This is a genomic window from Archangium primigenium (assembly GCF_016904885.1).
Lineage (GTDB): Bacteria > Myxococcota > Myxococcia > Myxococcales > Myxococcaceae > Cystobacter > Cystobacter primigenius.
This window is the reverse complement of sequence record NZ_JADWYI010000001.1, coordinates 5,038,672-5,063,127: the sequence shown is the minus strand read 5'-3', so window position 1 is coordinate 5,063,127 and position 24,456 is coordinate 5,038,672. Positions and strand designations below refer to the sequence as shown.

At 70.9% G+C, this 24,456-nt stretch carries 22 protein-coding genes; 13 read left to right on the top strand and 9 right to left on the bottom strand.

What is annotated here, in order from left to right; all coding sequences use genetic code 11:
• The first annotated feature begins 59 nt into the window (after positions 1–59).
• The 7 genes from I3V78_RS20960 (at position 60) to I3V78_RS20930 (ending at position 6,024) form a co-directional block, all read left to right on the top strand.
• A complete protein-coding gene (locus I3V78_RS20960) occupies positions 60–809 on the top strand; it encodes an SDR family oxidoreductase (RefSeq protein WP_204490236.1) in 750 nt (249 codons plus the stop codon).
• A gap of 107 nt (positions 810–916) precedes the next feature.
• Entirely contained in the window at positions 917–1,498 is a 582-nt protein-coding gene (locus I3V78_RS20955; protein ID WP_204490235.1) for a hypothetical protein, read from the top strand.
• A 110-nt stretch (positions 1,499–1,608) separates the two neighbouring features.
• The gene (locus I3V78_RS20950) at positions 1,609–2,136 is read left to right on the top strand and encodes a hypothetical protein (protein WP_204490234.1); all 528 of its coding nucleotides are present in this window, start codon (positions 1,609–1,611) and stop codon (positions 2,134–2,136) included.
• A 78-nt stretch (positions 2,137–2,214) separates the two neighbouring features.
• Positions 2,215–2,838, top strand: coding sequence for a sigma-70 family RNA polymerase sigma factor (locus I3V78_RS20945; RefSeq protein WP_204490233.1), 624 nt, complete (start codon positions 2,215–2,217; stop codon positions 2,836–2,838).
• Positions 2,831–4,129, top strand: a complete 1,299-nt coding sequence (locus tag I3V78_RS20940; RefSeq protein WP_204490232.1) for a FecR domain-containing protein — start codon at positions 2,831–2,833, stop codon at positions 4,127–4,129. The genes I3V78_RS20945 and I3V78_RS20940 overlap by 8 nt, the downstream gene beginning before the upstream one ends.
• Positions 4,130–4,224: 95 nt before the next feature.
• Positions 4,225–4,743 carry a hypothetical protein gene (locus tag I3V78_RS20935; protein WP_204490231.1) on the top strand — a complete coding sequence of 173 codons (519 nt, stop codon included), beginning with the start codon at positions 4,225–4,227 and terminating at the stop codon, positions 4,741–4,743.
• Positions 4,744–4,800: 57 nt separating this feature from the next.
• Complete coding sequence (locus I3V78_RS20930) at positions 4,801–6,024, top strand: porin family protein (protein WP_204490230.1); 1,224 nt, start codon at positions 4,801–4,803, stop codon at positions 6,022–6,024.
• A 17-nt stretch (positions 6,025–6,041) separates the two neighbouring features.
• Here I3V78_RS20930 and I3V78_RS20925 read toward each other — a convergent pair whose 3' ends face one another.
• The 4 genes from I3V78_RS20925 to I3V78_RS20910 all read right to left on the bottom strand — a co-directional run bounded on the left by I3V78_RS20925 (position 6,042) and on the right by I3V78_RS20910 (position 10,030).
• Complete coding sequence (locus tag I3V78_RS20925; protein ID WP_204490229.1) at positions 6,042–7,043, bottom strand: hypothetical protein; 1,002 nt, start codon at positions 7,041–7,043, stop codon at positions 6,042–6,044.
• Positions 7,044–7,065: 22 nt separating this feature from the next.
• A complete protein-coding gene (locus tag I3V78_RS20920; RefSeq protein ID WP_204490228.1) occupies positions 7,066–8,613 on the bottom strand; it encodes a DUF5942 domain-containing protein in 1,548 nt (515 codons plus the stop codon).
• 144 nt (positions 8,614–8,757) lie between these two features.
• Entirely contained in the window at positions 8,758–9,042 is a 285-nt protein-coding gene (locus tag I3V78_RS20915) for a hypothetical protein (RefSeq protein WP_204490227.1), read from the bottom strand.
• A 601-nt stretch (positions 9,043–9,643) separates the two neighbouring features.
• A complete protein-coding gene (locus I3V78_RS20910; protein ID WP_204490226.1) occupies positions 9,644–10,030 on the bottom strand; it encodes a hypothetical protein in 387 nt (128 codons plus the stop codon).
• Between the two features lie 703 nt (positions 10,031–10,733).
• Here I3V78_RS20910 and I3V78_RS20905 point away from each other — a divergent pair.
• The 6 genes from I3V78_RS20905 (at position 10,734) to I3V78_RS20880 (ending at position 15,807) form a co-directional block, all read left to right on the top strand.
• On the top strand, positions 10,734–11,135 hold the full coding sequence (locus I3V78_RS20905) for a hypothetical protein (protein ID WP_204490225.1): 402 nt from the start codon (positions 10,734–10,736) through the stop codon (positions 11,133–11,135).
• A 13-nt stretch (positions 11,136–11,148) separates the two neighbouring features.
• Positions 11,149–11,643: an endonuclease V gene (locus I3V78_RS20900; protein WP_204490224.1), complete on the top strand. Its 495-nt coding sequence runs from the start codon at positions 11,149–11,151 to the stop codon at positions 11,641–11,643.
• Between the two features lie 168 nt (positions 11,644–11,811).
• On the top strand, positions 11,812–12,864 hold the full coding sequence (locus I3V78_RS20895) for an esterase/lipase family protein (protein ID WP_204490223.1): 1,053 nt from the start codon (positions 11,812–11,814) through the stop codon (positions 12,862–12,864).
• A gap of 10 nt (positions 12,865–12,874) precedes the next feature.
• Complete coding sequence (locus I3V78_RS20890) at positions 12,875–13,537, top strand: hypothetical protein (protein ID WP_204490222.1); 663 nt, start codon at positions 12,875–12,877, stop codon at positions 13,535–13,537.
• A gap of 15 nt (positions 13,538–13,552) precedes the next feature.
• Positions 13,553–15,313: a GMC oxidoreductase gene (locus I3V78_RS20885; protein ID WP_204490221.1), complete on the top strand. Its 1,761-nt coding sequence runs from the start codon at positions 13,553–13,555 to the stop codon at positions 15,311–15,313.
• 74 nt (positions 15,314–15,387) lie between these two features.
• The gene (locus I3V78_RS20880; RefSeq protein WP_204490220.1) at positions 15,388–15,807 is read left to right on the top strand and encodes a response regulator; all 420 of its coding nucleotides are present in this window, start codon (positions 15,388–15,390) and stop codon (positions 15,805–15,807) included.
• On the opposite strand, the gene I3V78_RS20875 is transcribed toward I3V78_RS20880, so the two are convergent.
• The 5 genes from I3V78_RS20875 to I3V78_RS20855 form a co-directional block, all read right to left on the bottom strand.
• Entirely contained in the window at positions 15,734–16,369 is a 636-nt protein-coding gene (locus I3V78_RS20875) for an RNA polymerase sigma factor (protein WP_204490219.1), read from the bottom strand. The two genes, I3V78_RS20880 and I3V78_RS20875, sit on opposite strands and share 74 nt — an antisense overlap.
• Complete coding sequence (locus I3V78_RS39940; protein ID WP_204490218.1) at positions 16,356–20,303, bottom strand: protein kinase domain-containing protein; 3,948 nt, start codon at positions 20,301–20,303, stop codon at positions 16,356–16,358. Before I3V78_RS39940 ends, I3V78_RS20875 begins: the two co-directional genes overlap by 14 nt.
• 223 nt (positions 20,304–20,526) lie before the next feature.
• On the bottom strand, positions 20,527–22,041 hold the full coding sequence (locus tag I3V78_RS20865) for a Y-family DNA polymerase (RefSeq protein ID WP_204490217.1): 1,515 nt from the start codon (positions 22,039–22,041) through the stop codon (positions 20,527–20,529).
• Positions 22,042–22,065: 24 nt separating this feature from the next.
• Positions 22,066–22,926, bottom strand: coding sequence for a P-loop NTPase family protein (locus I3V78_RS20860; RefSeq protein ID WP_204490216.1), 861 nt, complete (start codon positions 22,924–22,926; stop codon positions 22,066–22,068).
• A 149-nt stretch (positions 22,927–23,075) separates the two neighbouring features.
• Complete coding sequence (locus tag I3V78_RS20855; RefSeq protein ID WP_204496727.1) at positions 23,076–24,239, bottom strand: vWA domain-containing protein; 1,164 nt, start codon at positions 24,237–24,239, stop codon at positions 23,076–23,078.
• Between the last annotated feature and the right edge of the window lie 217 nt (positions 24,240–24,456).

The following is a 24,456-nucleotide window of genomic DNA, read 5'->3' as shown; positions in this document are numbered from 1 at the left end:
CCCGTATTCATGCCGTGTGTCCGGGCCCTGGAGGCCCGGTTTCCTCACGGAGAATCCCCATGAAGACCCCCGAGAAGACCACGGATGTCGCCATCATCACCGGAGCCTCGCGCGGGATTGGCCGGGCCATCGCCGTGCGGCTGGCGCACGAGGGCCGCGCCGTCCTCGTCAACTACGCGAGCAACGAGCAACAGGCCGCCGAGGTCGTGCGGGAGATCACCCAGGCGGGCGGCCGAGCGCTGGCCGTGCGCGCCGATGTCTCCAAGCCCGACGAGGCGAAGCACCTGTTCGACGTGGCGGAGCGCACGTGGGGGCCGGTCACCGTGCTGGTGAACAACGCGGGCGTGGGCCAGCACCAGGAGACGATCGCGCAGACGAGCGACGCCCTCTACGAGCGCATCATGTCCATCAACGTCCGGGGCACGTTCAACACCCTGCGCGAGGCGAGTCAGCGCATGCCCGCGGGCTCGCGCATCGTGAACGTCTCCACCAGCGTGGTGGGCACGCTCAACCCCGGCTACGCCGTGTACGCGGCGAGCAAGGCCGCCGTGGAGACGATGAGCCGCGTCTTCGCCAACGAGCTGCGCGGGCGGAACATCCGGGTGAACGTGGTGGCCCCGGGCCCCGCGGCCACCGAGCTGTTCTTCGAGGGCAAGTCCCAGGAGTTGATCGACGCCATCATCAAGCGGGCCCCCATGGAGCGGTTGGGCACGGTGGAGGACATGGTGCGCGTGGTCGCCTTCCTGGTGGGCGAGGAGTCCGGCTGGGTCCACGGCCAGGTGCTGCGCGTGAACGGCGGCATGGTCTGAGCCGACAGGGGGAGCATCGGTCAGTGGGAGGATGCTGTGTGTGGATGCGCAACGTTCGGCGCCTTGCGCCGACAATCTACTCAAAAGACACACACACGGAGTCCACCATGCTCAAGCGGATCCTCGGCTTCTCCCAGCCCCAGCGCCCGTCCTTCCCCTCCCCCCAGACGCAGTCCCCGTCGCCGAAGCCGTCCACGCCGGGCTACCAGGACGTGAAGGCCTCCATCGGCCAGGACGACTTCTACGCGAAGATGGCCAAGGCCGACCCGGCCAACGCCGACAAGTGGCAGGAGATGGTGAAGGTCCAGAAGCAGTTCAAGGACGCCGAGGCGTCGTACACGCAGCCGGAGGCGCGGACCTACAGCGAGTCCAACCGCGAGACGCTCCACCGCGCGGCCACCCATCTGCTCAAGACGCAGGGCGCGGACCACGTCTACGACGACTTCATCCAGATGCACCCGGCGGTGTTCAAGGAGAACGGGGCCTGCTCGCTGCCCTTGACGGCGCAGGTGAGCATCCTCGGCAACACCAAGCCCTCCATGGTCAACGGCGAGAACGCCAAGCGCCTGTTCAACGGCTTCACGAACGACGCCCCGTACCAGAAGCTCGTGCAGCACGCGGCGGACAAGACGCGGGACTCCCGCCTGAAGGAAGGCAAGCCCGTCACGACCAGCGGCTACACGAAGTAGGCGAGACCCACGGACGGGACGGAGCGTCGGGGTAGTCTTGGAGAGGTCCCATCCGCGACCTCCCTCCGAGCCCCCTCCCCGACTCGCCGATACGTTCCGCTGAGATTCCCATGCACACGTCCAAAGTCAGACGCCACACGCTGTCGACGGTGTTCCTGGGATGCCTGGGGTTGGGGCTCGGGGCCCTCATGGGCCCGGGCTGTCGGCATCCGCCTCCCGTGGCCTCCGTGCAGGCCGCACGGACGGACGACCCGCGAGGGGATGACGACCCGCGGAAACAGGCCCTGGCCACCCCTCCGCGCTCGCACGTCTTCAACCATGGACCGTTGACGCTCGAGGACCAGGTGGCGCGTCCGGGCGTGGCGAACTGGCTGCATGCCTGGGGGGACTGTTGCCACCCGGCGGGAGTGCGCGTGCACTGGGAGGCGGCCCGGGGCGCGCTGGAGGTCGACCTCCTGGACGTGGAAGGCCGGCCCCTGCCCCTGGACGCGCCCGGAGACATCGCCCAGCGCGCGGCGGGCGAGGTGCGGCTCCTCCGGGCCGAACACGGCGGCGCGTTCCTCGTGCGCATCCAGGCCCCGGGCGCGGTGGCCGTGCCCTACACCGTCGAGCTGTTCGCCCCCGTGTTCGTCCGGTGACGCCGAACTCCATGGAGGCAGGCGGGGCACGCCGCGCGGAAAATGAAATCCCGCCGGGAACCTTTTGGACCCTGGCGGGTGCAACCCGCTGAAATGCCCATCCTGGCGGTCCTCGGTCCACAGACGCCCCTCCCTCGGAGCACCCCCAGCGAGCTCGCGCCCGCCGTGGTGGAGCGCGCCCGCCGCGGGGACGCCGACGCCATGCGGGCCCTGGTGCTCCACCACCAGAAGCCCGTCCACGCCCTGCTCTACCGGCTGCTGGTGCCCAGCGGGCGCGGGGCGCTGGTGGAGGACTGCACCCAGGAGACCTTCCTGCGCGTCTACCGCGCCCTGCCGGACTTCCAGCCCCAGGGCGCCGCGAAGCTCTCCACCTGGATCCTCACCATCGCCACCCGGCTGGCGCTCAACGAGCTGCGGAGACCCTCCCTCGTCGTCGCCGTGGACGAGCTGGCGGCGCTGCCCGTCTCCAGCCCCTTGCATGCCGACTCCCTCGTGGAGCGCCGCGCCCTGGGCCAGGCCATCCGCGACGCGCTCGGCCAGCTGCCCCCGGACCAGCGCGCGGTCCTCGTCCTGCGCGAGCTGCATGGTCTGGAGTACGCGGAGATCGCCGGGATCCTCGACCTGGAGCTGGGCACCCTCAAGAGCCGCCTGGCGCGTGCCCGCGCGGCCATGCGCACGGCCCTGGAGCACCATCATGGCTGACCCTCCCGCTCGCGATCCCGAGTCGTTGGATCTCTCCGCCTTCGAGGTCCCCGAGCCCCCGCCCGGGCTCGCGGACCGCGTCCTCGCCCGGCTCCCCCTGGCCCCCCGGCCCGAGCGCCGTCCGCCCTGGAGGCGGCTGGCCGCGGTGGCCGCGGTGCTGCTGCTCGCGCTGCCGGGGGCCTGGTGGGCCCTGCGCGAGTTCGGGCCGCCCCATGCCGGGGAGCGGGACTTCACGCGGCGCGAGACGATCGCCCTGGGCCCGTCCGCGCTCGCCGTCGCCGAGCCCGGCACGCGGCTGCGCTGGAGCCTGGGCCGCCGAGGCGCCGTGCACGTGCAGCAGTCCGTGGGGCGCGTCTTCTACCGCGTGGAGACTGGCTCCGACTTCCGGGTGGACACCCCCTCCGGTCAGGTCGTGGTCCGGGGGACGTGCTTCACCCTCGAGGTCCCCGCGTCCCCCGCGTCCCGGGCGCTCCTGAGCGTGCAAGAGGGCCGTGTCGCCGTCACGCACCTGCTCCACACCACCGAGGTGAGCGCGGGAGAGCGGGCGGAGCTGCTCGCGGACCGTGCGCCACGGCGCCTCCCCGAGCCCGGGTCCGAGCACGCCGGGGAGAGCCCGGGCGTCGCCTCGGGGGGCCCGCACGTGTCGCGCCCCCGCGAGGACGCTTCCGGGGCCGAGCTGGAGTCCCTGCGCGAGCGGGTGCGCCTGCTGGAGCAGTCCCGTCCGGGCGCGCGGCGGCCCTCGGCCGGCGCGTGGCTCAACCCGAGCCACGAGACCTTGCTCCAGCTGGCGAAGGAGTGCCGGCTGCGCTGGGATGCACCGAGTCTCCAGCAGCGGCCTCATCTTCCCAACGCCGGGGAGTGGGCGGAGCTGGGCGTCACGGAGGCGGAGCTGGCCGTGGTCCAGGACGTCCACGAGGCCTTCGTCGCCTGGGCGCTCACGCAGCTGAGGGCGATCTACGTCGAGGTCACGGGGGACGAGGACAGCGCACAGGTGCTGGCCGCGCATTCGCTCCAGTATGAGATCCGCGACAAGTCTCCGGAGCTCAGCCTCCAGCAGGCCTATCAGCGGCTGGCCCGGGAGCGGGCGGGACTCCAGAGCCCACCGTCCGACCCCTCGGGCATGACGCCCGCCGAGCGTCTGGTTCGCTTCACCCTGGGCCTGGGCGATGCCTACGAGCGCGCCCTGGCCGAGAAGCTGGGCTCGAAACGGGCCCGGGAGCTGCGCCAGAAAAACGATGGCTGGCTCGAGCGCCGCGACTCCCAGGAGGGCTGTCCTCCCCCCGGGGACTGACCTCCTGGCTTCCACCGCCGCGCGAGGCGCGCGGCGTTCCGTCTCACCCCCCACGAGAGCGCCTGAACGCGCTCCCATTGAAACGAGGCCTGTCGATGAAGTCCCTGCTCACGCTCCCCTTGGTGATGGTGCTCCTGACCGCGTGTGGTTCCGCCGCGACCCGCTCGGACCCAGACGCGGTCGAGTCCACCGAAACGGTGGAGTCCTCCCTCTGCAACGCCACCTGTCCCCATGTCAGCTTCTACTACTGCGCCCCCGACGACGGTTACCGCTGTGGCCCCTGCGAGGCGCACAACGCCATCGCGTGCTACCCGATCCCCGCATCAGGCACCTACTCCGTGTGCGGCGGAGGCTGTCCGGAAGGCGGCTTCGTGACCCAATACTATGAGCGAACCAACTGCGACCTCGCCGGAACGCCCAAGCTGTCTGTCAATTGCGCCAAGCCGTACCCGGACCAGACGACGTTCACGGCCTGTGGTCTGCAGTGCCCCTCGGGGTACACCCTCGGCGCCAGCTGGTTCGAGCGCCAGTGTGATGCGGTCTGTGCGGTGAGCAGCAGCCCCACCTGCACCAATACGGCCGACAACGCGATGCGGTGCGACAAGATCCCCTGAAGTCCCCCGTGCTTTCGCGCTCGCGCCCTCGGCCTCGACGCTCTATGAGACGAGGGCATGAGCCACACGCCAAGAACCGGGCGCGGCCGCGCGCTGCTGGCAGGCGCCTTGAGCCTGCTCTCCGGCGCCGCCGCCAGGGCCGATGACGCCCCCTTCGGGGTGTTCCAGCTGGGTGAGGGGACGTTGAAGCTGGGGGGCGCGCTGCGCTTCCGCGCGGATGTCACCCTGGACGCGCCCCGACCGACGAGCGGCATTTCCTGGGACGTGGCCTGGCTGAACCTCGGGTATGACTCCCCGACCTTCTTCGGCGCCTTCCAGTACCGCTTCTACGGGGGCGTCAATGCCCGCGGCTACCCAGACACCACCAACCTGGGCGAGGAGAACTACGTCACCTTCGCGTACCTGGGCTACAACCTCACCGACAGGCAAAGGCTCACCCTGGGAATGAACCAAGTGCCGTTCGGCATCCTTCCCTGGGTGAGCAGCTCGTTCTACCAGACCCTGGCCAATGTCATCGGCCTGGAGGACGTGCACAACGTCGGCGTCAAATACAACTACGTCGGCGGCGCGCTCCAGGTCGCCGCAGCCTACAACCTGCGCGATGGGGGCAGCTACTTCGGCCCGACCCGGGACGCGAACCGGTACTCGATCGGCTTCGTCCAGCACGACAGCTATGTCGAGGGCGGCACCAACAGCCGCGAGCGGCACCAGTTCGTCGGGCGCGTGGCCTATACGCTCTTCCATGGGGAGAAGAGCTCGTCCGAGTTCGGTGCCTCCGGGCTGTACTCCCGGATCCAGAACCTGGATCTCAACGCGTCCGGCAGCCGCGTGGCCGCCGCGCTCCATTGGGTCGGCAACCATGGCGGGTTTCGCGGCATGGTCGAGGGCGGCCTGCAGCGGATCAACCCCCGCAATCCGGACGGCAACACCTCACTCATCACCCTGGGCGGCTTCGGCGGCTCCTTCAACGTGGCCACCCGGGGGACGTTCCTCTCGGTCGACCTCAGCTACAGCGTGCCGGGCTCGTGGGAGCACATCAGCGGCGTGCGGCCGTACTTGAACTACAGCGTCTTCACCAAGGACAACGCGGCGTTCAAGACCTCGCATCGCGCCTTCGCGGGCACCTCGTTCTTCCTGTATGACCGGTGGTGGATCGCGGCGGAGTTCCGCTTCGGCAGGAACGATCCGTACACCGGCTCGTATGTGGATGGCCTGGGCGTGGGCGGCGACGATCTGTGGCACAAGGCCTACTTCATGAACGTCGGGTTCTACTACCCGTAGCACGGCCCTCGCTCGCGTCAGCTCCGGAGGGCTTTGAGCCGTGCCTCGAAGTCGTCCAGACTCGAGACTTCCTCCGCGTCTTCCATGCCCTCGGGAGGCAGGAACTCGTCCCGCAGCAGGGCTTCCTCTTGCTTCTTCTTGAGCGTGAAGGCCGTGGTCTTGAGCGCTTCCGAGTAGGCCGTGTGGTTCTTCAAGACCTTGTCGACGAGGACTCCCTCCAGCTCGAAGATCTCGGGGATGCTCGTTTCGCCGAAGGTCTGCTTGATGCTGATCAGCTCGTAGAGCTGCGCGGCCTGGCGGTCGTCCCAATGCTTCACGACGTTGATGCACTCCGGCCTGATGACTCCCGGATAGCGCACGGCATCCGCCGCGTTGTTGGGATCCACGGTCATGGGCAGCGGGAGCTTGTCCCGTTTGACCGTGAGGAGCAGCGGCTCCTCGCCAAGCCGCACCCGCAGGGAGATGTAGATCGCCAGTCCGTGCGCCTTCTTCGCCAGATAGACCGAGGAGCCCAGGGGGCCCGTGAGCCCTTCCGTCAAACTCCCGCCCGACCCCAGCTGGGCCCCCACGACCCCCTGGCCGTAGCTCTTCCAGTTCGCCGCGTCGACGCTTCTCGCGGCATCGGCCCCCGTGACGGCCATCTGGATGGAGGTCAAGGGCTGCAGTCCATTGCGCGCGATGGACTCGATGTATTTCATCGAGGAGACATGGAAGAAGACGTCCTCCTGTCCCGTGTAGGGCGTGACGGGGTTGGCCGTCTGCCCCAGTTGGAGCTTGCTGATCAGGGCGTGATAGCCCGGCTTCGCTTGCTCGAGCTTGTTGAGCCACAGCTGCTCGTTGGGCACGAGAAGGTACTTCACGGCCATCTTCCGCTTGCTCGGGTCTGACTTCCGAGCCTTGAGGTAGAAGACCTTGACCAGGGTCTTGTCCTCCTCGTGCGTCTCGACGAGGCCACCCCAGAGCCTGTCCTGCGTGAAGATGTTGACCCACGTCCCCACGGGAAACTTCACATTGGGCATGTGACTGGCCTCGGAAGATGGTTCACGGACGTCGGGTACTTCTCGCGGCCTGGCGCGGCGGCAAGGCGAGCCGCGCCAGCACCAACGCCATCAGCGCGTTGCCAGCGTACCAGTACTGCGTGTAGGCCGGGGGGATGAGCGCCAGCGGCGGATGGGAGAACGCCTCCACCGCGAGCCAGGCGCTGAAGCCCACCCCGAGCCCCGCCGCGAACCGCCGCAGCCACGGCATCACCCCCGACAGCACCGCGAACACCAGCGGCACCGCGGCGCTCAGCGCCACGGGCTGGGCCAGCGGATAGGACACGAGGCGGTGCCACTCGGGCATGGGCCGCACGAGCACGTCGAACACGCCGCCCGCGTGCCCCGTCCACCGGAACACGACCACGCCCATCGTCGCGACCGCGAAGGGCAGCAGGTAGAGCGGGTGGAAGAGCACGTTGAACATGCCCGGACGGCTCTGGGCGCCCATCGTCACCAGCACGATCACCAACAGGAACAGGCCGAGCACCGGCGGCTTCCAGTCCACGGGGCCCGGGGCCGCCCGCACTCCGGTCGTGACGGGCGGGGAGACGACGGACGGGCGCGGCGCCGGAGGCCGCACCGCCGAGGGGCTGTCCTCCTCGTCCGCGGCGGCCTGGTTCAGCTTCTGGAAGTGGCCCGAGAAGTCGGCCTGGGCGTAGCTCGCGGACGTCGCATCCACCAGCGCATGGGGGAAACGGATGTGTCCGGTCACCACGCCCTGGGCGTCCGCCTTCAACTCGGATTTGCGCAGGGCGTCGGCCAGCAGGCGCTGCTCTTCCGCCGTCTCCATGCCCGTGGTCAGCAGCAGGACCGAGCGTCCCAACTCCAACAGCTTGAGCAGGGCCTGGCCCTGCTTCTCGCCGCCGGTGAGGGCGGTGCCGTGCAGGTCGAGCCCTTCCGGCGTGACGTCGAACGCGCCCAGCAGCGACTGGAGCATTCCCGTCTTGCCCATGAGATCCGGCAGGCGAGAGCCGGACACGAGGCCGCCCACCATGCCGTGCTTCCAGCCAATGGTGTCCAGGGCCTTCACCAGGGGGCTGTCATCCCCGAGGCCACCGCCCTGGCGCTTGAGCGCGAGCGCCTGGCTCACGAGGTTCTGGGGACCGACGAGCAGGTAGTGCCCGTCGAGCGCCACGTCCGCCGCCTGGGCCTTCACCGCCGTGGGCACGCCCTCCAGCTCGGTGAGGGTGTAGCCCTCGGACTGGAGGTAGGTGGACAGCCGCGCCCAGTCGAAGCGCCCTCGGGCCACGGCCAGCCCGGTGGTCACCGCGAGCGAGTCCAGGTCCTCGCGGGTGTCGACGCCCGTCTTCGCGTGGACGTCCTTCACCTGCCGGTCCAGTTCCTCCTGGGTCTTCGTGTCCAGGGGCATGTCCAGCTCGGTGGAGTGGACGACCAGCAGCTCGCGGGTGTCCGGGCCGAAGTAGGCGAGCAGCGCCGGATCCTTGGGGATGAACCGGACCCGGACGCCCAGGCGAGACAGCAGTCCGAAGTGGTACGCCGCCCCGACCCCCACGGCCAGCAGCACGACGAACACCAGCAGCTTCTTCATGAGGGACGGCTCCTTCGGAGGGCCGCGTGGGCGCCTCCCCGAGCTTACGCACGAACTCCGGGGTGATTGCACTCCTGGAGGTCCTGGCGTCCAGAGGGGACTCGTGGGACCAACCATGAGGGCGTCAGGACCCCTACTACTTGGCTACCCGTCCCAGTCCTCGAAAGCGGGCAACCCGTAGCTGCACTGCGTGTTGTTCGCAGTGGGGTAGAGCTTCCCGTCCCGCTTCTCGAAAGCGGGCAACCCGTAGCTGTGTTGCGTGTTGTTCGCAGTGGGGTAGAGCTTCCCGTCCCGCTTCTCGAAAGCGGGCAACCCGTAGATGTACTGCGTGTTGTTCGCAGTGGGGTAGAGCTTCCCGTCCCGCTCCTCGAAAGCGGGCAACCCGTAGCTGTGTTGCGTGTTGTTCGCAGTGGGGTAGAGCTTTGACATATGTTTTCTCCTCTCTTTCGAGGCCGATATATGTCTGGCTTGAAATAAATGCAAGTCTGATTGTGATTGAAAGGGGGGAGCGCAGTGGTCAGGGCTTGCATGAGCAACGCCTCCACGGCATCCCGCTTGGCTTCCGCGTGTTCCACCCGAGCACCCAAATAGCGCATCCGAGTTCCCTCGGATTCATCAAGCCCCGGCTGGACCTCCTGTAATGCCCGCTCCGCTCGCTGGAGTCTCGCCGCCAGTTCCCATCGCCTGTCAACGCCCATAGACCCACCTCCCAGAAATTGGGTCGAAATTTTCCCCGGGGGCACACGAGCATGTGACGACCGAGGATCTCCCCCCCCCGCATTCCCCCCATGGCCTCCGTGAGCACGAACCAGACCACCCGCCCACCCATATCGGGCAGGTCCCTGGCGGACCATGGGAATGACGCGAGCCGAAGCCCAGAGGAATTCAGCGGGAGGATGCGACGTGAGCCCAGCGGGGCTCCTGGAGGACCTGGATGGGTCGCTCGTCTCGTACCCAAGGGGTCCAGCTAGAAAGCCCCCTTGGGTACTGATGGGTGGACGTCAGCGCCCGTTGCTACCCGCCGTAGAGCTTAATCCTGGCGCTGAGCCACCTTCGTGAGAGGGAGTTCCTCCATGCGCCGGACCGCCTTCATCAGGGGGGACGCCTCCCACTCCCGGGCCACCTTTGAGAGAGAGTACTCATCCCACTGCCGGGCCAGTTTCATGCCCGGGGATTCACCCATGCGCTGGGCCATCTTCATGACCGGCGACTCCGCCCACTGCCGGGCCACCTTTGAGAGAGAATACTCATCCCACTGCCGGGCCAGTTTCATGCCCGGGGATTCACCCATGCGCTGGGCCATCTTCATGACCGGCGACTCCGCCCACTGCCGGGTCACCTTCGAGAGAGAGTACTCCTCCCACTGCCATGCCAGCTTCATGCCCGGGGATTCACCCATGCGCTGGGCCATCTTCATGACCGGCGACTCCGCCCACCGCCGGGCCGCATTCATAGCCGGAGAGTCAAGCACTGCGGTCATGGGCTTGATGGACCCCGCCAGGGACGTACTACAGGTCAGCCGCTTTGACTGGAGCGGATCCACCTCAGGTTGAGGATTCGCGGGCGAATCGTCGCAACGGGCGCACTTGGCACGCACGTGCATCAACGCATCATGATACGACTCACCGTTGCGAGCAGCGCGCTCGCGAGCCTGCTTCTTCTGCTTCTTGTTCCCGTTCACAGCGAACTCCCAAGGGCATGGCAAGGCCAAGGGTCCGTGCACCGCGCCTGCCGCCCATAAGGGCCGCAACAACCACCCGAGGACAGAGTCCCCTTAGCCCTTCGAACAGGCTCCGCACGGAGAGCCAATGAGGGTTAGGCGTGGGTGAGACGCCCGTTCAGGCATTCTTTATCGACCTCGAACCGTTGTCAAGCATGCCCCTCGACGCGCGAAGCCCAAGACCTGTTTGGCCGCACGTGGTGGCGCAAAAAAGAATCGCCCGGGTTTTACTGGGGAGTTGCTGGGCAGCCAAGCAACCGAGCCACCTGTCGAGCAAGCACGTCGTTCTTTGGGCTCATGGATCCCCTTGCGCGTCCGCGCACCGAGAAGGAGTCGGTGGCACACCGAGTGGTAGATTGCCCTCCAATGAGGTCGTCGGCGAATCACAAGGGGAAATGACGTGCGCTCGTTTGTCGTCGGCCTCTCGCTCCTGCTGTCCAGCGGCTGCGTCCATATTCATCGGAAGGCGCCCATCGCGCCTCCGGAAGTGGCTGAGCGCATTCAATTCCCGCAGTGGGGGAAAAGCGCCACCGCCGTGACGGGCTCCCAGCTCAAGGCACTTCAAATCGCCATGGACGACTTCCGCCCTCCGGGCTCGGGCGCATCCACGCACGAGGACGCATTGGTGCGTTGTCTGCAGAAAATCGAGAACTACGACGCGTGGGTCGTTCGCGGAGAAGGACTGACCTTCATTCATTTCACGCCCGAGGAGGGGGAGCGCTGCGGACTGGACTCGAACGCGGTCGACCTCGGCGTCAGTTATGCGGTGAGCGACGACGGGATCATCCTCAAGCGCGAGTAACAAGGTGACCGGCATGCTCGCCTGTGTCGATGTCCACTACCTGGAGCACGAGGCCCATGGCGCCTTGTTGCTCTTCCCCAGTTGGGACGCGGCCGTGGCCACGGACCGGCGCGTGGTGCGGCTGCCGTCCCCGGCGGAGTACAAGCCCGGGCACTTCTACGAGCGTGAGCTGCCCGTGGTGCTCGCCCTGCTCGCCCAGGTGGAGCACGCCTTGGAGGCCGTGATCATCGACGGCTATGTCTGGTTGGGCGCCGCGAACGAGCGGGGACTGGGCGCGCACCTGTACGAGGTGCTCGGCCGTCGTGTCCCCGTGGTCGGCGTGGCCAAGACGGCGTTCAAGGGCTCCGACTTCGCCACCCCCGTGTCCCGGGGCGAGGCCACGCGTCCGCTCTACGTCACCGCCGTGGGCCTGGACGCGCGGGTGGCCGCCGAGCACGTGCGCACGATGCACGGGCCCTATCGCGTCCCCACCCTGCTCAAGGACGTGGACCGGCTGTCGAGGGAATGAGGCGTCGGCGCCTCGCCCAGCCTCCGCTTCCCGTCACATCGTCCCCGAGTCCACTCCCTCCCCCCTGGCGGCTCTCCGCGCTCCGCGTCCGCGGGCGGGCGGACGAGCCATACGCCCCGTGCCACCGGGAGCGGGCGTCGCCATTCATCTCATCTGGGGGAAATCATCATGCTCTGTCACACCACCGCCTCTTCCCCACCTCGCGAGGAGATCATCGATTTCCGCGCGGGTGATGGTACGCCCCTGAACCTCATCCGGGTTCGCGGCCCTCGCGCGCCCTTCCGGGGTCCCGTGGTGCTCGTCCATGGCGCCGGGGTCCGGGCCAACATCTTCCGGCCGCCCACGCGGCGGACGCTCGTCGATGCCCTGATCGCCGACGGCTACGACGTCTGGTTGGAGAACTGGCGGGCGAGTATCGACGTCGCGCCCAACGAGTGGACGCTCGACGAGGCCGCCCTCCACGACCACCCCCGCGCCGTCGAGACCATCGTGCGCGAGACGGGCGCGCGCCAGGTGAAGGCCATCGTCCACTGTCAGGGCGCCATGAGCTTCGTCCTGGCGGCCATCGCCGGGCTGCTGCCCCAGGTGCCCCTCGTCATCAGCAACGCCGTCTCCCTGCATCCCGTGATGCCGCCCGCCGCCCGCCGCAAGCTGCGCCACCTCATCCCGCTGTTGTCCCGGCTGACGCCCTACCTCGATCCCCAGTGGGGCCTGAAGCCCAAGGGCCTCTTGCCCCGGCTCCTCACCCTGCTCACGCGCGCCACCCACTCCGAATGCGACAACACCGTGTGCCGCATGGTGAGCCAGATCTACGGCGTGGGCCACCCCACGCTCTGGCAGCACGAGAACCTCGATGAGCGCACCCATGCGTGGCTGACGTACGAGTTCGCCCACGTGCCCCTCTCCTTCTTCGTGCAGATCCTCCAGAGCGTGGAGGAGGGTCATCTGGTGCTCACCGGGCGTTTTCCCGAGCTGCCCCGGGACATCGTGCGGCACGCGCCCCGGACCGATGCGCGCTTCGTCTTCCTGGCGGGCCGGGTGAACCACTGCTTCGAGGCGGAGAGCCAGCGGCGCACCTACGAGGCCTTCTCGCGCCACCGGCCCGGCTACCACTCGCTGCACGTGCTGCCGGGCTACGGCCACCTCGACGTCTTCATGGGCAAGAACGCGGCCCGGGATGTCTTTCCCCTCATCCAGGCCGAGCTCGACCGGCCTGTCTAGGAGCGTGCGCATGACTCCCGACGAACGACTCGCCCTGCTCGCCTCCGCCCCCGACGTCTTCTTCCACGAGACGCTGTCGGGGGGCATGTCCTGGGGAGACACCGAGCCCCTGCGGGGCGCCGCGCGGGGCCGGCGCACGCCCCTCACCTTCCACGCCACCGCGCTCATCGACGACGTGGTGGCGTTCATCGAGCGGCCCGAGCACACCGCGCGGCTCGTGGCCCGCATCTCCTCGCCCGTCTTCGGCCCCGAGGCGCTCGCCGTGGAGCATGGGTGCTTCAACCTGTTCCGGCCGGGGGACGCGCCCCGGGTGCGGTTGATGACCTACGCCCTGCCCTTCTCGCACGCGGGTCGCGCCTGGCTGCTGTCCGGCACCAAGACGCTCCATGACGACCGGGGCTGGGACCTGTGGCACGACACCACCCGGCTCTTCTGCCAGTTGCACGAGGGCGAGGACGAGCGCGGCAAGGTGGTCGCCGCGGGCGTGCTGTCCATGGGCGTCTCCCAGGTGCTCGAGCTCATCGCGTCCATGGGCTCCTGCCGACCTGGCGTGGCGGGCCTCCAGGCGCGGCTGCGCTTCGGCCACTTCTTCCTCGGGGGCTTGTGGGACCTGTACGCCCCGCGCGTCCGGGCCGCCGAGCGTCCGGGCCCCGCCGAACCCCTCCTTCCCTGAGCACGGAGCCCGCACATGCGTTCACGACGAGAGCACTTCGACGTCATCATCGTGGGCTCCGGCTTCGGCGGCTCGGTGATGGCCTGGCGCCTGGCGGACGCGGGCCTCCGGGTCTGCCTGCTGGAGCGCGGCAAGGCCTATCCCCCGGGCTCGTTCCCGCGCAGCCCCTACGCCATGCGCCGCAACTTCTGGGACCCCCCGCAGGGCCTGCACGGCCTGTTCAACCTCTGGTCCTTTCCGGGGCTCGCGGGCGTGGTGGCCAGCGGGCTCGGCGGCGGCTCGCTCATCTACGCCAACGTGCTGCTGCGCAAGGACGAGAAGACCTTCGTCCGGGAGGATCCGCGCGAGGGCACCTATGAGTACTGGCCCGTCACGCGCGAGGACCTGGAGCCGCACTACGACGCCGTGGAGCGGATGCTCGACGCCCAGCGCTACCCCTTCACCCAGGAGCCCTACCGCCACACCGCGAAGACGATCGCCATGAAGCTCGCCGCCGAGCGCCTGGGCCTGGAGGCCGACTGGCAACTGCCCCCCCTGGCCATCACCTTCGGCAACCGCGGCGAGGCCCCCGTTCCCGGCGAGCCCATCCACGAGCCCCACGGCAACCTGCACGGGCGCACCCGCCTGACGTGCCGGCTGTGTGGCGAGTGCGACATCGGCTGCAACTACGGCAGCAAGAACACGCTGGACTACACGTACCTGTCGGCCGCCCAGCGCGCCGGGGCCGAGCTGCGCGTGCGCGCCGAGGTGCGCTCCTTCTGGCGCGAGCGCGAGGGCTACGTCGTGGAGTACCTCGATCACTCGGACGTCCAGGAGGGCGCGCCGCCCCGGGTGCCGCCCTCGCGCCAGCCAGGTCGGCGGATCTCCGCGGACAAGCTCGTGCTGGCCGCGGGGACGTTCGGCACCACGTACCTGTTGCTCAAGAACCGCGACGCCCTGCCCGGACTCAGCGCCCGGCTCGGCGAGCGCTTCAGCGGCAACGGCGACATGCTGGCCTTCGTCTCCAAGTGCGTCCAGCAGGGCAAGGGCGGCCGCGAGCCCCGGCTGCTCGATGGCGGCCATGGCCCCGTCATCACCAGCGCCCTGCACATCCGCGACGCGCTCGAGGGCGGCACCGGCCGGGGCTTCTACATCCAGGACGCCGGCCACCCGGAGTTCATCAACTGGCTGCACGAGGGCGCCAACCAGTTCGCCGTCGCGCGCCGCTTCGCCCGGTTGGGACTCCGGCTCGCCCGGGGGTGGCTCGGGTGGACCCGGGACACCGACGTGGGCGCGGAGATCGCCGACGCCATCGGCGACTGCGTGGGCTCGTCCTCTTCCCTGCCGCTGCTCGCCATGGGGAGGGACCTGCCCACCGGGCGCCTGTCCCTCAACGACGACGCGCGGCTGACGGTGGACTGGAAGATGAAGGACTCGGCGGCCTACTTCGAGCGCGTGCGGCACATGCTCGCCCGGGTCGCCGGCGTGCTGGAGGGGCGCTTCGTCCAGGACCCGCTCGGCTACCTCAGCCGGATCATCACCGTGCACCCGCTCGGGGGCTGCGCCATGGGCCGCTCGGCCGCCGAGGGCGTGGTGGACGCGCATGGAGAAGTCTTCAACCATCCGGGCCTTTACGTGGCGGATGGCGCGGTGATGCCGGGGCCCACGGGCGCCAACCCCAGCCTCACCATCGCCGCCCTCGCCGACCGGTTCGCCGAGCACCTCATCGAGCGCTCGCGCCGCCCCTCCCCGTCGCGCGCCGTCTCCGCGCCGGAAGGAGCGTCGGCCCCCGCGTGAGCGCCTCCGCCCGTCACAGCCCGGACCCGGGGCTTCCCTCCGGGTGAGGGGTGAGAAAGGAACAGGTGGAGGCCATGAGTATCATTCTCCTGGTGGATGACGAGCCCGACGATCTGGCGCTGTTCGCGGACGTGCTCGAGTTGATGGAGCACCGGGTGGTGCGCGCCCGGGACGGACAGGAAGCCCTGGAGCTGGCACGGGCCCGGAGGCCCGATCTGGTGGTGACGGACTGCCACATGCCCCGCATGACGGGGGGCGAGCTGAGCCAGTGGCTCTCCCGGGAGCCGCGCCTGCGCGACGTGCCCGTGCTGATGCACAGCAGCGCCGCCGACCCGCACGCGCCCGGCGTGCGGTGCTTCCTGCCCAAGGACGCGGACCTCCCGGTGTTCGAGCGCGCCGTGGACGAGCTGCTCGGGGGCCTCAGGGCGGCGAGGCGGACGAGTCCGAGCCCACGAGTCCTTCCCGCTCCGCCAGCGTGCGCAGGTGTTCCTTGACGCGCTGGAACTGCTGGCGCAGCGCCGCCGCCCGGCGCTTGAGGGCCGCGCCCGACAGGGCCTCCTCGCCTTCCGCCATCACCCGCGCCACCTCCTCCCACGACAGCCGCTGATCCACCCGGAGCGACAGCAGCAGGCGCTCCTGGGGCTCCAGGCTCTCGCGCAGCGCGCGGAAGCGCTCCTTCACCGACGTGCGCTGCCAGGGCTGGGTGTCCGAGCGCGCCGCGAGGGGGGCCTCGGGCATCGCCGACAGGCTCATGGGCTGCTCGCGCCGCACGGCCGGGGCCCGCAGGACCTGGATGCACGCGTTGCGCGCCAGCCGGTACGCCCAGGTGCGAAAGGCGCTCTCCCACCGGAAGCCGGGCAGGCCCCGCAGCAGGTTCTCGCTGAAGACGCTGAAGGCCTCGTGGCCTCGATCGGCGTCATGCAGCATCGCCATCATCAACCGGAGGATCTCCGGCCCGTAGCCCTCCAGGGCCCGCTCCACCGCGCCCCCCACGTCCCCCGCCTGGCTCAGCGCCTGGATGTCCCGCTCCAACCGTTCCCGTTCATCCGCGTGCATGTCCCGCTTCCTCCTGTCCCTCGGGCACCCCGGGCCCCGTCAGGACGTCCCTGTTCCCGGGAGCCTCGTCGTGCAGCGCCAGCAGCCCCGTGGCGCGCCGCTCGAACAGCGCCGCGCCCTGCTCCCGCGCCAACCACACCGCGCGCTCCAGCGCCCCGCGGGCCCGCGCCTCGTCGCCCAGCGCCCGCCAGGCCTGGGCCTCGAAGCGGTGGAGCTCCGCCGTGTAGAACCGCTCCCCCGTGGCCTCCGCCCGCGCCAGCGCCTCGCCCACCGCGCGCAGGGCCTCCGCGGGGCGCCCTCGCAGCACGTGCACCCGCGCCAGCAGGCCCACGTGGTAGGGCAGGCCCGCGTGCAGGCCCGCGATGCGCCAGCGGCCCAGTCCCGCGCGCATCCCCTCCAGGCCCTCCTCGGGCCAGCCCAGCTCGGCCAGCGCCCAGGCGCGCATGAGGCCCGCCCACGTCACCCACTCCACCAGCAGCCGCTCCCGGCGCTCGCTCGCGATCGCCAGACAGGCCTCGGCCAGCTCGAGCGTGCCCCGCGCGTCCCCGCCCATCTGCCGGGACACGGCGCCGTAGATGCGCACGTAGGCGCGCGTCTGGGGGTGGCCGATGCGCTCGGCGAGCCGCAGCGCGTCCTCCACGCGGGCGCGGGCCTGGGCCTCCTGGCCGACCGCCGTCTGCATGACGGCCGCGTGCGCGAGCGCCACCGCGGTGGGATCCACCCAGTGCCGCACCGCCAGGCGCCGGTGCTCCTCCAGGGAGAAGTCCGAGCACGTCACGGCGCGCTCCGCGTACGCGAGCGCCTCGCGCATGCGCCCCCAGGTGAAGAGGATGGTGGCCATCATCCGGTAGCCCAGCGCGAGCAGCTCCTGGTGGGCCTGCCGCGAGCCCACGTCCACGAGCTGCTCGCCCAGCACGTAGGCCTCGCGGTACTCGCCGCGCGAGTAGGAGTAGGCGAAGGGGCCCCAGTAGGACAGCTCCAGCGCGGGCAGCGCGTCCCCCACGCGGGGAAACAGCTCGCGCACGCGCGCATAGGTGCGCTTGACCTCGGGATCGGCGAGGCCTCGCACCTGGGACAAGGGGATGCCCAGCGCGGTGAGCAACTGGAGCTCCTGGGCGGCGCGCGCGGGCGTGTCCGGCTGGGTGCCGAGCAGCGTGAGCGCCTGGCGCAGGTGGCTCGCGGCCTCCGCGTTGGCCGAGCGCAGCACCGCGCGCAGGCCCGCCCGCCGCCAGAACTCGAGGGCCCGCGTGGGCACCCCCGCCTCCGTATAATGATGGGCCAGCAGCTCCGGCTGGTTGCGCGCCACCTCGGGCAGCTGCTCCTCCAGGGCCTGGGCGATGCGCCGGTGGTGGTGGCGCCGGGGGCCGCGGGGCAGCGACTGATAGGCGGCCTCCTGGAAGAGGGCATGGCGGAACTGGTAGGCGTCGCTCGCGAGGGCCTCCTCCCCGTGCCGCAGCAGGCCCGAGGCGACCAGGGCCTCCAGATTCTGGCGCAGCGTGGCCGGCGCGCGCCGCGTCAGCGACGTCATCAAGTCCCAGGTGAAGTCACGGCCCACCACGGCGCACAGCTGGATGAGCGACTTGAGCGGTCCGGGCAGCGCGTCCATGCGGGCCAGCAAGAGGCCCTGCAGGGTGAGCGGCAGGGCCGGCACGGCGGCCCCCGCGGCGAGCCGGGACGCCATCTCCTCCACGAACAGGGGCACCCCATCCGTCCGGTCCACGAGCAGGTGCACGGTCTCCTCGCTCAGGGGGATGCCGGCCGCCTCCCGCACCATCCGGGCCGTCAGCGGCGCCGACAACCGCTCCAGCGCCAGGTGGTGGAAGGCGGGTGAGTCCGTCCCCACGGCCTCCCGCTCCGGCTCCCGGGTGCTCGCCAGCAGGAGCACCCGGGCCTGTCCCACCCGCTCGCGCACCGCCGCGAGCAGCTCCCGGGTGGACGGGTCCGCCCAGTGCAGATCCTCCACCACCGCGAGCACGGGCCGCTCGCGCGCCAGGCGCAGCAGGAGCGTCAGGAGGACCTCACGGGTGCGCTCCTTGCGCTGGTGGGGCGCGAGGGCGAAGCGCGGCGTGGCCTCCTCGGAGGGCAGCGAGAGGAACGCGGCCAGCAGCTCGCACTGGGCGGCGTCCAGGCCGAGCTCGAGCAGCCGCGCGTCCACGACGTGGCGGTGGTGCTCGGGCGAGCCCTCCGGGGACAGGCGGAAGAGCCGCTGGAGCAGCTCGACGACGGGGTGGTAGGCGCTCTGGGAGAACTGGCTCCAGCACTGGCAGCGCAGGACGATGCTCGGCGTGCGCGACACCCGCTGCCGGGCTTCCTGCAACAGCCGCGACTTGCCGAGCCCCGCCTCGCCGGAGACCAGCACGAAGGCGCCCTGGCCCTCGCGGGCCCGCTCCCAGGCACCGAGCAACCGCCGCAGCTCGGCCTCCCGGCCCACCAGGGGCGTGAGCGCGCCCGTGGCCCGCGTGCGATCGAAGCGGAACACCGTGGCCCGGGCCCGCGCCACCCGCCAGCGCCCCAGGGGCCGCACCCCGGACAGGCCCTCGAAGGCGCCCGGCTCGAGCCCCTCGGACTCGAAGGCGCCCTGGCTCAGCTCCTGGGTGGCCGCGCTGAGCACCACGCTCCCGGGACGGGCCCCCCGGGCCAGCCACGCCGCGACGCGGGGCGCCTCGCCTTGAATGGTGGGCGCGCCGCCCCGCAGCTCCGCGGGCCGGTCATCCAGCACCACCGTCTCCGTGTGCAGGCCCACCTGGAGCGTGAAGGGTCCCGCCACCAGCCGGAGCCCCGCCGCCACGGCGTGCTCGGCGTCCTCCTCGTGCGCCACGGGGTAGCCGAAACAGGCCAGCACCTCGTCCCCCATGCAAGCCGTGATGGAGCCGCCGTGCGCCTGGACGATCTCCGAGCAGTGCTGGTGGAAGCGCGCCTCCCACTCGCCCAGCTCCTCGGGATCCAACGGCCCGCCCGCGCCCCGCGCCCCCCCGAGGTGGCAGGCCATCACCGTCACCGAGCGGCGCTGCGCGACCACCTCCCGGGGCGCCTCGCGCCAGGGCCCCAGCGCCTCCTCCAACTGGCGCAGCCGCTCCACCAACCGCGCCGCCGAGGCGAGGCGCTGCGCGGGCGCCTTCATCAACAGCGCGGCCACCAGCGCCTCCACCTCCTCGGGCAGCTCGGGACAGTGCCGCCGCACCGAGGGCACGGGCTCCGGCGAGGTGATGCACGCGCGCAGCCCGTCCACGCGGTCCAACGGATAGGGCGGCGCGCCCGTGAGCATCTCGTACAGCAGCAGGCCCGCGGACCAGAGATCGCTGCGCGCGTCCTGCGCCGCGCCCCGCCACTGCTCGGGAGACATGTAGGCCGGCGTCCCGGCGATGGGCGGGAGGGCCGAGGACACCTCGGTGGCCTGGGACCAGGCGAGCCCGAAGTCGATCAACGTCACCCGCCCCCGGGGTCCGAGGAAGACATTGCTCGGCTTGAGATCGCGGTGGACGAGGTGGCGGCCGTGCACGTGCGCGAGCCCGGCGGCCACGCCGCCCATCACCTCCAGCGCCTGGCGAAGCCCCAGGCGGCCCTCCCGGCGCAAGAGCGCCGCGAGCGACTCGCCTTCCAGGCACTCCATGATGAGGAAGGGCACGCGGGGCGCCCAGGGCGCGCCGCGCCACTCCGCCACGTCGAAGATGCGCAGGACGTTCTCGTGATCCAGCTGGGCGATGGCGCGCGCCTCCTGCCGCAAGCGCTCCAGCGCGCCCGCCTCCTGCGCGCCGCTCCGGGAATGGAAGAACTTGAGCGCCACCACGCGCTGCAACTCCGCGTCGTACGCCCGCAGCACCTGGCCCATGCCCCCCTCGCCCAGTTCCGAGAGGATCTCGAAGCGCTGTCCGTCCGTGCCCCCCAGCCGCTCGCCGGCAACGGGCTTGAACGACAGCGTGGGCCCCTGAGCCACCGCTCGCAGGAAGGAGTCCTCGAAGTCTTCCGACGAGGACCCTCCCGGCGCGGTGCTCCCAGGGGGATGTGGATCCCCGTCAGCCATGCCCTCAACCCCCCGAGCGCATGCCCCGCGCCTGCTTCAAGCACGGAACGCGCCTCGGACAAGGGTGGGGGCGGACCCGCCGCGCCGCCACGACGCCTCCAGGCAAGGCTGGTCCACGAACGCGCGGGCGCGGCGCTCAGTCGAACAATCCCTGGAGGTAGAAGCGGCTGTCGCGCCCATCCCGGAAGACCCAGGCCTGCCCGACGCCCTCCAAGTGCACGCGGTAATAGTCCCGGCTGTAGGGCCGCGCTTCCCACCAATCGCCGCTCAGCCGCTCGGGGCCCATGAGCGCCACCACCCGGCGCCACTGGCCGCCCAGGCGCGCGGCCACCCACTCCCCGGCCTCCGTCAGGTGCACCTCGAGCGGCAGGGGCTGGCCCAGCAGGCGCGCGGGGCGCTCCCGGAGGACCTCCGGCACGGGGCTCACGACCTCCCGGGGAACGAGCCCCTCCCCCTCGAGGCCCCGGCGGGCGGGCGGCGGGCGGAAGGCGCGCGGGGTGTACCCGGCCTCGGGCCGGTGGGAGTCCTCGAGCGCGGCCATGAAGAGCGAGTCCTCGCCCAGGGCCGTGGCCAGCCGGGAGAGCACCACCTCCAGGTCCGCGTCCCCTTGAGGCGCATCCCCCAGGGCCAGTTGCTGACCACGGTCCTCGCAGTCCTCCTCCACCCGGAGCACCAGCCCCGCCACCGGGCCCTCCAGGCGCACGTCCGAGAGCCGGTGCCGTGTGAGGTCCAACAACATCCGCCCCTGCGCGGTGGGCCGCGCCAGCGTCAGGGGCACGAGCACCTGGCCCGAGGGATCCAACTTCAACGTCAGGCCCAGGCGCACCGCGGCGCGGCGCCGTCCCGACAGGCGGCCACACAGCCGGTCCAACACCGTCTTGAGGGCGAACTGGAGGGGCTCCAAGGACTCGGCGGGCCACTCCAGCGTGAGCCGCTCCTCCAGCACCTCCTCCAGCACCTCGGCGAGGAAGGGCGTCTCGTCCGCGCCCCGGCACCGCCCATGGGCCCGCATGCCGACGGCGCCTCCGCGGGCCGTCACCGCGCCCACGGGCAGGGCGGCCACCTCGCCGAGCGTGCTCAACCCGAGCGCCGCGAACGCCGCCTGCTCGGGACCCTCCAAGGCCCCGAGCGGCAGCGGCCCGAGCGCCCGGGCCGACTCCCCGTCCGGCACCACCTCATAGGAGGAGCGCGTCCCATGTCGGGCGAGGGCGCGCGCGGTGAAGAGCTCCGAGGCCACCACCATGCGGCCCCGCCAGCCCAGCGCCTCGCAGCGCTCCAGCACCCGTGCGCACAGGCCCTCCTCGCCCTTCACCAGGTGGGCGGCCCCCGCGTCGAGCCACAGCCCGTCCGGCTCGGCGAGCTGGAAGCCCGGCGCCAGGTCCATCAACATCTCGCCCAGGGCCACCAGCGCCCGCCGCTCCTCGTCCGGCCGGTAGGTGAAGTGGCGCAGCGCGGGCTCCAGGGCACACGCCGCGGTGAGCGTCGTCCCCGGCCGCACGCCGGCCTTCAACGCGCTCGTGGACGCGCCCGCCACCCGCTGCTGGCCGCGCACCTCCTCCACCAGCACGAAGGGCTTGCCGGTCAGCTCCGGCAGCTCGATGACCTTGCGCTGCACCGGAAAGCGCGGAAAGTGCAGATACCCCAGCCGCATGTCCCCCTCCCCTCCTTCCCCGACTCAGTGCAGCGCGGGCCCGGCGTCCAGGTGCGGCCGCAGGGACGGCAAGGGCGCGTCCCGCCCGGGCCGCTGGCCCAGGATGCCGCGATGCCCCTCGCGCGGCGCCGTCTCGCGCGGCAGCTCCGGCACCGTCATGGGCACGCCCGGCGGGAGCTCCGCGCCCCAGGGGCACTCCTCCTCGGCCAGCTCCGGGTAGAGCGAGCGCCAGGGCACCAGCGCCTGGGAGCCCAGTCCGCCCTGCCGGCTGCGCACCACCTCCACCGAGAGCCCCTGGGCGCCCCGGGGCTCGGTGCGCAGGCGCAGCAAGCCATCCGCCGGGGCCTCGGGGGCCGTGAGCAGCAACAACAAGGTGCCGCCCCGGGCCGCCGCGTCCACCAGGCGCTTGCCCTCGGCGGGCGACAGGCGCACCCCCGCCTCGCCTCGCACGGCGCCCGGCGGGGCCCGCGTCAGATCCAACACCACGCACGCGAACGCCCCGCTGCGCACGAGCTGCACCGCGGACCACGCGAGCTGCTCCACCGTCCGGGGCCGCACGATGAGCAGCCGCGACGCGTCCACCCCGGCCGCCATCGCCGCCGGCGGGTAGAGCTCCCCGGAGCCGTCCACGTAGGCGCACAACCGGCCCTCGCGGTGCGCGGCCGCCACGGCCCGCAGCGCGAGGCTCGTGCGCCCCGAGGCCCGCTCCCCCCACAGCTCCACCACCTGCCCCAGCGGCAGTCCGCCCCCGGGAAGCAGCGCGTCGAAGGCCTCCACCCCCGTGCGCAGCGCCGCCAGGTACGTCCTCGGCGCTGCCTGCAACCGGCGGATCTGCTCCCTCAACGCCTCCACCGTCACCGCCAGATTGCCCACCGTCGCACTCATCACGTCACCCGCCCCGCACAAGACCTGAAACGAGGTTCAGTATGCCGAGCGTTCTGACATGCGCCAGGAAATGTCGCCTGGTGGGCGGACGGGCAATGGGCCCGCGAGGGGATCTCCAATGTCCTCGCGGGGTTGGCCGGACGGGCCGCTCAGTTGGCGCAGAGCACCTTCACCTCCAGCCGGCGATCCGTGGCGCGCCGGGGGCAGGAGGACTGGAAGTACAGGCGGGCGGCGCGGTCCTCCTGGGCGGGGGCGTAGGAGAGGTCGCCGCCGGCCACACTGCACGTCTGGATCTGCCCGTCCTCGCGCGTCACCTGGACCTGGAGGAGCCGGGCGTCCGGCAGGTTCACCACCTCGATGCTCTGCGCGGTGCGCGCCAGCGAGGCGATGTTCACCAGGGTCTCGCGGTAGTTGGCGCGGCAGATGGAGTCCAGGTTGGCCAGCCCCGAGTCGAACAGCGCCGCCATCTCGCGCTGGCGGTAGCCGGGCCCGTAGGACGTGGGGCAGTCGGCGTTGCGCACCACGTTGCCGTCCCGGATGAGCTCGGCGCGCTTGTCGCCCAGGGCCACCGGGCCGATCGTCGCCCACAGCACCTCGCGCGAGCCGCCCGAGCCGTCGGCGAGCGCGCGGAAGGTGTCGAAGTAGCTGCGCACGGGCGTGAGGCGGTCGGCCTGCTCGGTGCACAGGTCGCGCGAGGAGTCCGAGTCCAGCACCACCGGCGGCGGACGCTCCGTGGAGCTGCAGTCGTCCTCGTCGGACACCACCACCACGAGCAGCCGGGCCCCATCGCGCAGGAAGCCCTCGGTGCCGCCCTCGGCCACCGGCAGCGTGGACAGGGGCGGCGTGAGCGCCAGCCGCACCGCCTCGAAGGGCGTCTCCTGGCCGCTGCCCTTGATGCCCTGGCGCACCAGCCGGCGGAACTTCTCGAGCAGCGCCGGATCACCGCCCTCCAGGAAGCGCTCGGCCGTGGGCCGCCCTTGCGCGTCGGGGACGGGCTGCAGCCGCCCCGCTTGATCGTTATAGGGGAAGAACTCCACGCGGCCGTTCACGCGCGCCTGGAGATAGACCGACGTGGTGAGCACACCCACGCGGAAGTCCTGCGCCACGCCGTCGTCCTTGCGCAGCGCTTCCAGGAAGGCGGGCAATTCGGTCGCGATCGCCGCCTGCTCCTCGCTCATCGAGCCCGAGTTGTCGATGACGAAGAGCAGATCCGTCTTCTGGGCCGGGATGAGGGGCGCCTCGGCCTGGCAGCGGCCCGGCAGCGTGGAGCCGGGAACATCCACGGGCGTGGTGCACGCCATGTTGCACGCCATGCTGCACAGAGTGGCGGCCAACAGCGCGCTCGTACGGAAGGAGGGAACCATGCAGTCTCCAGGGAAGGGCCGGTGAGCGTAGCGCGTGCGACGCCCACCCCAGGCAGCTTTTCCCACGCCCTAACCGTCCGACAGCCGACGCCCCTGGCGAAAAGTACAGGTCTCGTTTGCCATGTCCGTTTTGATTGCTACGTTGGGTCGACCCCCTCAGAAGCTA